The 12,187-nt window shown below is 38.7% G+C and carries 10 protein-coding genes; 1 reads left to right on the top strand and 9 read right to left on the bottom strand.

All coding sequences use genetic code 11. The features are described 5' to 3' along the window. Positions 1 to 36: 36 nt before the first annotated feature. From AC3WJF_RS14650 to AC3WJF_RS14610, 9 genes are all read right to left on the bottom strand, one after another. Positions 37 to 600 (bottom strand): LOG family protein, encoded by a 564-nt coding sequence (locus AC3WJF_RS14650; protein WP_492453424.1) that lies wholly within the window; start codon positions 598 to 600, stop codon positions 37 to 39. 686 nt (positions 601 to 1,286) lie between these two features. Next, complete coding sequence (locus AC3WJF_RS14645; RefSeq protein WP_492453422.1) at positions 1,287 to 2,258, bottom strand: ABC transporter substrate-binding protein; 972 nt, start codon at positions 2,256 to 2,258, stop codon at positions 1,287 to 1,289. Between the two features lie 589 nt (positions 2,259 to 2,847). Next, positions 2,848 to 3,690, bottom strand: coding sequence for an ABC transporter ATP-binding protein (locus tag AC3WJF_RS14640; protein WP_492453420.1), 843 nt, complete (start codon positions 3,688 to 3,690; stop codon positions 2,848 to 2,850). Positions 3,691 to 3,770: 80 nt separating this feature from the next. Next, a complete protein-coding gene (locus AC3WJF_RS14635) occupies positions 3,771 to 4,805 on the bottom strand; it encodes a FecCD family ABC transporter permease (protein ID WP_492453418.1) in 1,035 nt (344 codons plus the stop codon). After that, positions 4,806 to 5,858 carry a FecCD family ABC transporter permease gene (locus tag AC3WJF_RS14630; protein WP_492453416.1) on the bottom strand — a complete coding sequence of 351 codons (1,053 nt, stop codon included), beginning with the start codon at positions 5,856 to 5,858 and terminating at the stop codon, positions 4,806 to 4,808. A 295-nt stretch (positions 5,859 to 6,153) separates the two neighbouring features. Next, positions 6,154 to 7,149 carry an ABC transporter substrate-binding protein gene (locus tag AC3WJF_RS14625; protein ID WP_492453414.1) on the bottom strand — a complete coding sequence of 332 codons (996 nt, stop codon included), beginning with the start codon at positions 7,147 to 7,149 and terminating at the stop codon, positions 6,154 to 6,156. A gap of 225 nt (positions 7,150 to 7,374) precedes the next feature. Next, positions 7,375 to 9,093: an ABC transporter ATP-binding protein gene (locus AC3WJF_RS14620; RefSeq protein ID WP_492453412.1), complete on the bottom strand. Its 1,719-nt coding sequence runs from the start codon at positions 9,091 to 9,093 to the stop codon at positions 7,375 to 7,377. Positions 9,094 to 9,209: 116 nt separating this feature from the next. Further along, complete coding sequence (locus AC3WJF_RS14615) at positions 9,210 to 10,823, bottom strand: AraC family transcriptional regulator (RefSeq protein WP_492453410.1); 1,614 nt, start codon at positions 10,821 to 10,823, stop codon at positions 9,210 to 9,212. A 78-nt stretch (positions 10,824 to 10,901) separates the two neighbouring features. Beyond that, a complete protein-coding gene (locus tag AC3WJF_RS14610; RefSeq protein ID WP_492453408.1) occupies positions 10,902 to 11,369 on the bottom strand; it encodes a flavodoxin in 468 nt (155 codons plus the stop codon). 387 nt (positions 11,370 to 11,756) lie between these two features. Between AC3WJF_RS14610 and AC3WJF_RS14605 the strand changes: the two genes are divergently transcribed. Then, positions 11,757 to 12,167: a hypothetical protein gene (locus tag AC3WJF_RS14605; protein ID WP_492453406.1), complete on the top strand. Its 411-nt coding sequence runs from the start codon at positions 11,757 to 11,759 to the stop codon at positions 12,165 to 12,167. The last annotated feature ends 20 nt before the right edge of the window (positions 12,168 to 12,187 follow it).

The raw sequence follows: 12,187 nt of genomic DNA, 5'->3' as shown, positions 1-12,187 counted from the left end.
TTTCAGAAACGCAAGAACCGTCCCCTTGTTTCTTCATTACCATTTATGAATATATTTCCCTTGATAATTCAATAATTTTTCTAGAAGAATCTCTGAATTGTTATCTATTACAATCAGGTCCTTATAATCTTTTTTGACAAATCCTTGTTCGATCATATGATCAAATAATGTCATAATTGGAGAATAGTAATCATTGATATTAAGCAATGCACACGGCTTATCGTGATAGCCGAGCTGTGCCCATGTGAACACTTCAAACCATTCTTCCAGAGTACCTGTTCCTCCTGGAAGCGCTAGAAAGCCATCGGCATACTCGGCCATCAATGCCTTTCTTTCATGCATTGTCTTCACTACATGGAGTTCTGATAAATTCTGATGTGCAATTTCAACGTTCCGTAGTTTTTCCGGTATGACACCAATCACTTTTCCACCAGCATCCATAACAGCATCGGCAACTGCACCCATGCATCCGACTGTTGCTCCACCATAAACAAGGTCCAATCCGTTTTCAACTAAAAGCCGGCCGAGTTTCTTTACTTCCTGAACATAAATGGGATCCACACCTTCACTAGAACCACAATAAACAGCAATTGTTTTCATATTTATACCTCATCCTCATTTGAAGATTTTTTTCCTTGTCTATATTACCGCTATTATGCCAGATTGTCAGGTGAATTTCTAAAATTATGAAACAACATAGAACTCTGGTTATATTCCAGCATCCTCCACTCTTTAGGGATAATAGCAGTACTATCCACCATTAATTTTTTCTATAAAAAGTAAGTAGAGTATAAGGAAATAATTCGATATCTACCAGTATCTACTCCTATCCATTTGTAAATATATTGCAGTAAATATATCAACCACTAAACATCCAATTCTAAAATCTTCTGAAAAAATTAAAACGTATGGGGAATACATAATTGACATCGAAATTTATGTTAGGCAACATAAATAAGATAAAAGAGGAGCTAATTGATTATATTGAGAGGTCAATAGAAAATGAGTGGACAGAAGTAGAAATGAATTTTTTATAGGATGAAAATTTTAAAATAGGCATGGATACGTGTTATATCGTAAACACTCCATGCCTTTTCTTACGTCTCGTGTAGCTTTAAAAAATATAGATTGATAAAAAAACGTATTCAATCCATATATAACAACAAAGGAATACCGTTAATTTGAAAAAATTTTAATCAAAATGATGGTTTTTTATTTTAATAGATTTTAGTGTATCTAGACAAGTATACTTATATGTTTTTTTATATTTTCAATTGTAACCAACTTTATTTGGCTGTTATATTCTGAACTGCTTCATCTAATTGCTTTTTCATTGAGGTCGCATCCCCTAGTCCCCAAAAATTACTTACCTTGTAAACCTGATGATTTTTTACTGCAGGTAGGTTTCTCCAAATGTTGCTAGATTGAAGCTGGTTAGCCGTTTCCTTCGTCAACTTGCTATCATCATCCAATTCAATAAAGATATAATCAGCAGAAAAATCAGCTAGTGATTCCAAAGAAACCTGTTCAAATCCAAAATTTTCATCTTTATCTATAAGCTTTTGCAATTTTTGTGGAGGCATAAAACCAAGCTGTTTATAAAGTGTATAACCTCCATTACGAACTCCTGACACCCCTAAATCTTTGCCGGAAGCAATAAGAAGTAGCGCTGTTTTGTTTCCCTGAATATAAGGCTTAAGCTGCTCCTTCGCTGTTTTTGCAGATTTATTATAATTCTCCATCCATGTCTTTGCCTCTTTCTGTCTACCAAGTACATCAGCTAGAGAGTTCAAATGGGCAAATGGCTCATTTAACCAAAATTTTAATGAAACAGTTGGTGCAATCTTCGTTAACTGTTCCAATTCGGGCTTGTCACCTAAATCATCTGTAATAATAAGATCCGGCTGCAATGAAAGTAGCTTTTCTACATTAACCGGCCTATCGCCAATGTCCTGAGTACCTGCTAATTCATTTGGATAGGTATCCAACCAATATTTTGTCGTTGCTTCTGGCTTCACACCAAGTGCTAATAGATCGCCAATATATTGTATGGCGGCTATGTGCTTGGGTTGTGTTGGCAAGGTAATCTCTTTACCTGTATCATCCTTATATGTACGAGTCTTCGCCTCTGAACTTTCATGCTTCCCATTCTGTGTGTTGCTTGATTCTTCTTTATTTGACTGACAAGCTGCCAACATCAATATAAGCATTACAATAACAAGGCTAAATATCCCCGTTTTACTTTTTATCTTAATCATCATGGAACCTCACTTTTCAATTTATAATCATTATCAATAAAATAACTGTAATACACCTTCTTTTTAAGGAAAATGGACAATAGTTAATCTATTTTAAACAAATCGGTGCTTTGTTACATTTTTTATCCAATTTGATATGGAAAGCACAAAACTCCTACATTTTTGACAAACTGCTTTACCTTTTCAGCTCGCGTTATCGGACACACGTTCCTCTATTCTCTTGAAAACCTTTGTTTTCTCCCTGTTTGCGGACTCTCATTCTGCTATTGGGCAAAATCATCCAAAAATGTACCTCGTTTGCCTTAATAGCGGAACCTGGGTCCGATTAGCTCTTGAAAATCCACCTTTTGTCACAAATAAAGGATCTTCTGTCCGCATAGGGAATTACTCGAATTAACAAAGTGCCAAAGCAGAGCAGCTGCACAAGGCGCAAAAGCTAGACGTTAAACAAATTTTTCACAAAATTAAATTTTGCAATTTCCTTAACCCTTCCCAAGGTTAGATATTTGGAGCAATTTTCACTAAAAAAGTGAAGCTATCAATTTCTTTTCATCATCATTCAAGAACCTAGCAAAACTTATAAAGATCCTTATGAATAGGCGGCTACTCGTTCCCGTACCTTTGAGTTTGCATGATTTTCTACCTCATCCACCAGCTCATATGGAACGCATAGTGTACCACCTGTACGTGGATCTGTAATAATATCTGCTTCAATCGAAAATACCTCACGTAGTACCTCTGGAGTCACTACCTCCTTCGGTGTACCTGCACTCACCACGGTTCCAGATTTAATGGCTACGATATGATGAGCAAATCTTGTGGCGTGATTTAAATCATGAACCACCATAATAATTGTTCGATTTTCCTCTTCATTTAGCCTTTTCAACAGCTTCAGTACTTCAAGCTGGTGAGCCATATCTAGAAAAGTTGTTGGTTCATCCAGAAATAAGATACTTGTTTGCTGTGCAAGTGCCATCGCAATCCATGCCCGCTGGCGCTGCCCGCCTGACAATTGATCTACAGCACGATCATAGAAATCTCCCATCCCCGTTACTTTAATGGCCCAATGAATAATTTTACGATCTTCCTTTGTCATTGTGCCTAGTCCTTTCTGATGTGGATAGCGCCCGTACCCTACTAGCTCATACACGGTTAAACCATCTGGTGCCGTTGGATTCTGTGGTAAGATAGCCAACTCCTTCGCTACTTCTTTGGTTGACTTAGTATGAATCAATTCCCCGTCAAGCATGACACCACCATCCATTGGCTTCATAATTCGCGCCATTGTTTTCAAAATGGTGGACTTTCCTGACCCATTCGCACCTACTAAGGCCGTAATTTTCCCATTTGGTACCGTTAAATTTAATTTATCTACAATAATGTTCTCTCCATAGCCAATGGTTAGATCTTTTGTTAATAAACGATTAGTCATTTTTCCATTCCTCCTACGTATCTATCTTTAATCATGTGAAGCGAGGAAATACCGTTTGAAATAAACAGATTAAAGATAGATTAAGCTTTCGAACGAGCGAGCAGGTATAAAAAATAAGGTGCCCCTATCACTGCAACTACAATCCCTGCTGGTACCTCTGATGGCTGTAAAATAATCCGGCCAATTGTATCAGATAATAGAACGAGCAGAGCCCCAGCCAACGCAGACCCCGGAAGCAAATATTGATGTTTCGGTCCAATTAACCGACGAACAAGATGTGGGGCAATCAATCCGACAAATCCGATTCCTCCGCTAACAGAGACGGCGGACCCTGCCAATCCAACAGCTGCGGCAAGAAGAAGCAATCTCTCCCTTTCGATAGAGGATCCTAAACCAAGAGCAATCTGATCACCTAAATTTAATATATTTAAAACACGGGCCTTATAGCATACAATTGGCAATAAAATAATGATAAACGGAAGTAATGCGGTAACAAAACTCCAGTTGGATCCCCAAATACTTCCTGCCATCCATGTTGCCACAAATTGATACTGATCTGGAGTAAGACGCAAGGTCAACACGATGGTAAGTGCACTAATCCCAGCGGCAACCGCAATTCCTGTCATAATTAGCCGGGTAGGGGATAGACCTTCCCCTCTTTTTAGCGAAAGAACATATATTAACGCAGCAGTTAATCCCGAACCAATCCAAGCTAACAGTGGCAGCAACATAACTGAGCCAACCGTTGTCATAGGAGAAAAAGCAACATACAGCATGATGACTAACCCCGCTCCAGCATTAATCCCTAGTATCCCAGGATCTGCTAATGCATTTCTAGAAAGTCCTTGCATAATACATCCAGAAACTGCAAGCGCGGCTCCAACCAGAATCGAAATAACAATACGTGGTAGTCTGAAATCAAATAAAATTAATTGTTGCCTATCTGTACCCTGTCCGAATAGTGTTTTGATTAATTCAATCGGTGTTAAATGAATAAATCCTGTATTCATACTGATAATGAAAACGACAACAATTAAAACTGCAAAAAAAGTCATGGTCACGATACTTCTTTTTTTTCTCTTCGTTTCAGCAGGTGATAATTCAACTATTTCCATTTATAATCCTCTCCTTTCTTTCCGAGCAAGATAGAGGAAGGAAGGTACACCGAGTAATGCAATGAGAGCACCGATTGGTACTTCATACGGCGGACTAATCATTCTTGCAGCAAAATCCGCCCATAAAACTAATATACCCCCTAATACAGCTGAACAAGGGATAATATGCCGGTAATCTACTCCGACTAAATATCTCGTAATATGTGGAACAATCAGTCCAACAAATCCAACGGCACCAGCAACAGAAACAGACGATCCCGCTAAAATTAGTACAATAATGGTTCCTACAAGCTTAACTACTTTTGTTTTTTGTCCTAAACCGGACGCGATTTCCTCACCAAGACTTAGTAATGTAATCGATTTGGAAAGAAAAATGGCTGCAACTATCGAGACCATGCACCATGGAAGTATAATTTTCAACTCTCCCCACTTCGTCCCGGCAACTCCACCTGCATACCAAAAAGCCAGATCCTGCCCAATACGAAAGTATAAAGCGATACCTTCACTTAAAGCACTGAACAAAGCACTAACTGCCGCGCCTGCTAGCACAAGACGCAAAGGCGTTAACCCACCTTTTGCTAAGGAGCCAATACCAAACACAAGTCCTGCGCTACCTGCTGCACCAAGAAAGGAAAACATAATTAAGTACAAATATGGCAATCCTGGGAAAAAAGCAAAACAAAGCGCTAACGCAAATACACCTCCCGAATTCAAACCGAGTAATCCTGAATCTGCAAGTGGATTTCGAGTCATTCCCTGCATAATAGCGCCAGCAACTGCAAAGCTAGCACCCACTATTACGGCACCTAGTACCCTCGGAAGACGCAGTTCTCGGATGATCTGATGACTATTTAGATTCGGATTAAAATGGAAAACAGCATTCCAAACAGACGATAATTTAATATCTGCTGCACCAAAAGAAATAGCAAGAGCAATACTAAGGATTAAGACCGCTAATCCACCTGTCAGAATCAAAAAGGCAGCTAATGGACGTGAACGAATCTGAACTTCCTCTATCTCCATTTCTTCTAATTTAATTGCATTCATTCCCATTTTTTATTCACCTTTATATTTTGTATTGATGGAAATTTTACAGTATTTCGTTTCTGATAATGAATATGATTATCATTATCATTTGTATTTTTAATTATAAATGAAATGACTATTATTTTAAATACATCTACTTTGGTGAAATTTATTGCTTTTAGGAAAACAATGGACCGTTCCCTTCAACATCTATAATTGAGAAATATGACCATTATACAAACACTGAAACGTTTAAAAATAGAAAGAACATGTCTCTCTTTTTGAAACATGCTCTTCCTACATCATTAAAAAATTTCACCAACTACTCTCCAGTTACTGCCTTGACCACATCATCCATTTCCATGGATTCCGCAATTGGACCAGAAGACATCCAATGTCTAGCAGATACTTTGAATACGTGATTTTGCTTTACCGCAGGCATTGCTTTCCAAACCTGAAGCTTCTCGACTTCTGGCGCAGCAGCCTCTGCTTTTTGGTAATCCTCTTCAGTCGAAATAGAACCACCGTAAATGGTAAACACATAGTCAGCAGTAATGCTTGGTAGCATTTCCAAGGATGTATTGATTCCCCAATCGTCAGAAGACTCCTTTTGAAATTTCGCAATACTCTTATCCGGCTTTAATCCTAAATCGTGGTAGGCAAAATTGAAACTAGGGAAAAACACCTGCAGGTCTTTATCTGACGGACGCATGAAAATCATGGTTTTATCTGGACCAACTGCATTTATTATCTTTTCCTTCGCTTCCTTAGCCTTTTTATCACGTGCTTGAATTACATCTTCTGCCTTGCTTTCTATTCCTAAGACTTTTCCTAGCTCCTTAATGGTTGCTTTCCAAGCATCTGGTTCAAATGCGACCGTTGGGGCAATTTTGCTGAGTTCGTCATATCCTTTCTTATCAACGGAGTATGCCTGGACCAATATAAGATCCGGACTTGCTGCCAGGATTGCTTCTAGATTGGGTTTGAAGTCTGCACTATTGGACAATGAAATATTTAATTTTTTCAATCGATCATCCAAATAATATCCTTTAAAATCATACGCATACACCATTGGAATACCAAGTGATAGTGCGATATCCTCTAATCCAAAAACAGCAACACGTTTTGGGTGTCGTGGAATTTTAGTTTCTCCAAAAAAATGCTTTACAGTTGATGTCTGAGGCTCTTTTGATTGTGGAGACTTCTGAGTACTGCTTATATTTGAGTTGGCATTATTTCCACAAGCACCTAACAATACAGAAAATATTAATACAATTAGTAATAATCCCCGCAAATCAGCTAATTTATATACTTTCATGGTTACCTCCTTTAATTGAAAACGATTATCATTATCGATGAAAATATTATATATCATGATTACCTTGATAAGAATGTGAAATAATGCTTTTTTTATCGTAATATATAGCACAAAGTAATATCCCGATTAGGAATACCAAATAAAAAAACTTCAAGTTTTTTAAAAAGTATTTTCATACTCATTTTCAAACTTGAAGGTGTCTTTTTTATCGAATTTTTGAATCTACTATGATGAACCAAACTGTGCCTCATGAAGCGTATTATATACCCCTCCAGCTGCTATCAATTCTTGATGCTTTCCTTGTTCGGTGATGCCGTGTTCCGTCACGACCACGATCTTATCCGCATTCTTAATCGTCGTAAGCCGGTGCGCAATCACCAGTGTTGTTCGTCCAGCTGATAATTCAGCTAGTGATTGCTGTATCGCTTTTTCCGTCTCGGTATCGAGTGCAGAAGTAGCTTCATCCAATATGAGTATCGGTGGATTTTTAAGAAACATCCTGGCAATTGCGATCCGCTGCTTCTGTCCTCCTGATAGTTTCACCCCGCGTTCTCCAATGATCGTCTCGATTCCATCAGGTTGAGAACGGATAAATTTTTCCAACTGCGCCTGCCGAACGGCTTCCCATATTTCTGCATCCGATGCATTCAAATTGCCGTAAGCGATATTTTCACGGATAGTGCCTGAGAATAGGAAGACGTCCTGCTGCACAACGCCGATCTGCCCACGCAGGGAATCTAATTTCATTCGAGTAATATCGATACTGTCGACTGTAATCGTTCCGGAATCCGCTTCATAATAACGTGGGAGCATGCTGCATAAGGTTGTTTTACCAGCTCCAGAAGGGCCGACGAATGCGACGGTTTCTCCCGCTTGAATCTTCAAATCGATGTTTTTCAATACCTTGTCTTCATTTTCATAGCCGAACGTTACTTTGCTGAATTGGATCTCACCGCGTAGGGGACCCACTTCAATGGGGTTCGGGCAATCCTCGATATCCGGTTCAATCTCGAGCAGTTCCAGATAGCTTTTGAAGCCGGCCATTCCTTTGGGATAACTTTCGATCACGGAATTGATTTTGTTAATAGGACCTAAGAACACATTGGATAAAAGCAAGAATCCAACGAACTCTCCGCTCGTCATTCCCCCTTTTACTACAAACCAAGTACCGCAAACGAGCACGAATAAAATGACTAGCCGCATAAGAAAGTAGCTAGTGGACAAGTTTTGAGCTTGGATTTTATAGGAAATGAACTTAGTCTGCCGGTACTGTTCATTATTTTTGGTAAAACGCTCCGATTCGTATTTTTCGTTTGTAAAAGCTTGAACGACACGAATGCCGCCGATACTATCCTCCACTCTAGCATTAAATTCACCGATATCCTTGAACATCCGCACAAAAGCGGAGGTCATCTTCCGGTTGAAATAAAGAGACAGGTAAATGAGCCCTGGTATAATAACGACCGCAAGCAACGCCAGTTTCCAATTGATCAACAACATTAGAACAAAAGCACCGACAAGAGTCATTACAGCGATAAAAAAATCCTCTGGGCCGTGATGGGCAAGCTCCCCGATGTCCATCAAATTACTGGTCATACGAGCCATCAATTTCCCAGTTTTGTTATTGTCAAAGAAACGGAAAGACAACTTTTGTACGTGATTAAATAGCTTGCTTCTCATATCCGTTTCAATGTTAATGCCCAACTGATGCCCCCAATAAGTGACGATATATTGCAGTAGGCTATTGATAGCATATATCGCAAGTAGCCCTAAGCAGGCCCAAAAAATGAGCAGCCAATTCCCGCTCGGAAGAAGTTTATCTACAAACTTGTTGACCACAAGCGGGAAGAATAATTCCAATAGCCCTGATATAACAGCACAACAAAAATCAATCAAGAATAAAGTCTTATACGGTTTATAGTAAGAAAAGAATGTCCGTAGCACAAAGATACGCTCCTTCCTATATGAGTCGCAGGATTATTGATAATGATTATCATTGTTAAAAATTATATATTAGGCATGCAAGCGAAGGAATACGAAAAGATGCTGAGTTTTTCATTTTAAAAGGCACTAAATAATTGTTGCAATTCGTGCAACAATTGTTCATGCCGGTAAGCCGTGTACTCCATAATTGGTTCAGCGATCCATGCCGGACTTGATGTTTGATAGACATTGTGGTTACGGATAGACTTAAGATTTGTCCAAGCTCTGGATTTTTGAACTTGCATCCATAACTTCTGGGATTGAAGGTCCTTCATCACATGAACGAGCAGAACGTCCGCATCAAACTGTTCTAATTGCTCCACTTCTAAGAATTTGGTATATTCGATCTGTTCAACGCCTTTGGCGTATGCAACCTGCAAATCGTCATAAAGAACGGTTCCTGCCCTTCTTCCCCACACTCTAATTCCTTCGGGGCAAAAATTCAGAATAAGCAATGTGCCTTGTTTAACTGCAAAAGGAACACACTTGCGTACTGCTGCTACTTTTTCTTCGTAACGGGCCAGCCATTTTTCCCCTTCCTCTTCCCGATCGAGGAACTTTGCGGTCATTTGCAAATGCCTCCTCCAGTTGTCCTTATGCCAAGATAAGAACAATACTGGAGCAATCTGGCGAAGCTTCTCTTTCTCCTCTTCTGGTATCATCTCTTCCAAAGCAACAATCTTGTCCGGCTTCGCACGCCATAATGCCTCTCGGTTAAAATCATAGTCATGACTTAAAGGAACTTTGATATCGAAACGATATTTTTTTCTATATTCATCCGTCCATAATTGATCAATTGGAGCTGCATATGGGATAATTTGCAATGTCAGCAAATGACCAATATTAGGCCAACTATATGCGGCAATTTTGTCGTTTCGGTTCGCAATATAAATACTCGGAGAAATTCCAGTATATTTTTTAAACTGGCTGCTGAAATATTGTGAATCTTTATAACCGACTTTCTCCGCAATCTCGTATAGCGTACGTCCTTCCTCCAAGTATTGTTTCGCCCGGTTCATTCGGACCTCCTTGAGATATTCCATTGCGCTTTGCCCAAATCTTTCCTTAAAAGTTCTCATGAAGTAATAGCGGCTCATTCCCGCCATTCTCACTAGATTGTCGACTGTAAGAGCTTCTGGATAATGAAGCTCCATAAATTGGCGTACCTGATCAAGAGTATTCTCATTTTTCCTTTGTTTTTTGAATAACAAATGAAGCAGATCCTGAAATCCAGCTTCACTGGCAAATCGGTCTGCGGCATCGTCGGTGTACCAGTGATCGGTTATTTTCCGGCAAAGTGGTAGCAACCGCTCTGAGGAAAGAGTGGTGTTCATCTCCCATTCAATCCTGGAAAAATCTGGTTGAGAATCTGTTTCTTCCGACATTGAAAAATCAAAATAGAGCAAATACAATGTTTGCTCTTTAGCTGTGGGATACGTGAGCTCGACCCGCTGCCCAGGATGAATTATATATATCCTCTCTGGTGACAAGTTGTTCAAAATACCGTCTATCACAATATGTCCATGTCGGCTGGCTGAAGTAATCAGAATATATGCCGGACTTTCACTGTATAACAACTTATTACCATTGAAGTGCTCTTTCATCACAACAGCTTCTATCAGTCTGAAGCGTGTGTGTAGAAGAATGGATGATTCATATACTTTATTAGTAGTTTGTTGAGATTCGATCATTAAGCCGTCCTCCTTTAAGTTGTGATAATTTGACTTTGGTCCAGTTTATCACCTATTAATGTTGTAGCTAAGCCATCGCTAAATAAGCTCAGCTTCCTTCGTTTCTAACATCCATTCAAAAGCGGATTGGGCAAATTGCTGACACTCCATCACTTGTTCATCTGTTTCAGGAGTAAATTCCACTTTCAACTTTTGTACAAATACATGACAGCCTCTCTCCTCTAATTTTTCGGCAAATATATCTACTGCTCCGCAAAAATTAGGGTAAGCATAATCACCCGAACCAAAACATGCCACATATTTCTCCGTTAAATCTAAACTATCCAATTCTGCAAAAAAATCCTCCGCTTCATAAGGGAGATCTCCATCCCCCCATGTGTATGTCCCTATGAAAATACAGTCATAATCTAAAATGTTATTTCCTTCTATTTCATCAAGATATCCCATTTCTACTTCACACCCTGTCGAAAGGAGACCTTCTTTAAGGGTGTTTGCGATATCTTCTGTATTACCAGACATGCTTACAAATCCGATAAAAGCGTTCATCCTCATACCTCCCAATTGACAATCATTTTGATTTATATTTATAATAGTCGATAATGATAATCATTATCAATTAATTTCTATCTCCTTCTGAAGTTTTATCTGAGATTTGTTTACATACCGAAAAAAAGTAGGTGGTACAATAATGGAAATAACGATGATCGAGATATGTGACTGGTGTGGGTACATCAATGAAAAGATTCTTGTAGAAAATGATGATGACTATTATCAAACTACATGCCCTTGCTGTGGCCTGGACATTGTAGAAATCCATGAGATCTAGCGTTTAAATCCATTTTATTAAGGGGAAATAAGTTTAGAGAACAATAAGATAATTCTAGTAGAATCTCAATAACATTGCATTTCGCTTTTTTACGGGGAGGTAAAGGCATGATTCAGTATTTCATCGCACAAGAAACGTTTACACATCAAATTGACTGTTTTTGTCCTGGTAATATACACTTAACTACCTTAACTATTAATAAAATGGATATCATCGAAGTCACTAATGAACAAAGCTTCCCTTTTAATAACGGATGGTATGTTCTAGCTATAATCAATAACCAAGGGCATTTCTATATAGCCCTTGAAGATTTGGACCAATATTTTTGCCAAGGAAGACTCGTAACGGACTTTGACTTAGATTTGAAATTAAATTATTTGCAATTTCAAATAGATAAGGCTCTTGAAATAAGAGACGAAAAGCTATTTATAAATCATATAAAAGAATTAAAAGCATCTAATGAACTTAAGGTGAAATTGGAGAACTATTTAAATAACGAAGTCATGATTCAATATTAACAATTATCAGTTGTTCAAAT

The sequence above is a fragment of the Heyndrickxia sp. FW510-T9 genome (assembly GCF_058781025.1).
The sequence above is the reverse complement of the archived record's forward strand: the minus strand, read 5'-3'. Positions and strand labels throughout refer to the sequence as shown.

Excerpts from the sequence above, each read along its gene's own strand:
- AC3WJF_RS14605 (WP_492453406.1), top strand. The coding sequence starts at position 11,757 with ATGATTCAGTATTTCATCGCACAAGAAACGTTTACACATCAAATTGAC.
- AC3WJF_RS14640 (WP_492453420.1), bottom strand. The coding sequence starts at position 3,690 with ATGACTAATCGTTTATTAACAAAAGATCTAACCATTGGCTATGGAGAG.
- AC3WJF_RS14610 (WP_492453408.1), bottom strand. The coding sequence starts at position 11,369 with ATGAACGCTTTTATCGGATTTGTAAGCATGTCTGGTAATACAGAAGAT.
- AC3WJF_RS14615 (WP_492453410.1), bottom strand. The coding sequence starts at position 10,823 with ATGATCGAATCTCAACAAACTACTAATAAAGTATATGAATCATCCATT.
- AC3WJF_RS14635 (WP_492453418.1), bottom strand. The coding sequence starts at position 4,805 with ATGGAAATAGTTGAATTATCACCTGCTGAAACGAAGAGAAAAAAAAGA.
- AC3WJF_RS14645 (WP_492453422.1), bottom strand. The coding sequence starts at position 2,258 with ATGATTAAGATAAAAAGTAAAACGGGGATATTTAGCCTTGTTATTGTA.
- AC3WJF_RS14650 (WP_492453424.1), bottom strand. The coding sequence starts at position 600 with ATGAAAACAATTGCTGTTTATTGTGGTTCTAGTGAAGGTGTGGATCCC.
- AC3WJF_RS14630 (WP_492453416.1), bottom strand. The coding sequence starts at position 5,858 with ATGGGAATGAATGCAATTAAATTAGAAGAAATGGAGATAGAGGAAGTT.
- AC3WJF_RS14625 (WP_492453414.1), bottom strand. The coding sequence starts at position 7,149 with ATGAAAGTATATAAATTAGCTGATTTGCGGGGATTATTACTAATTGTA.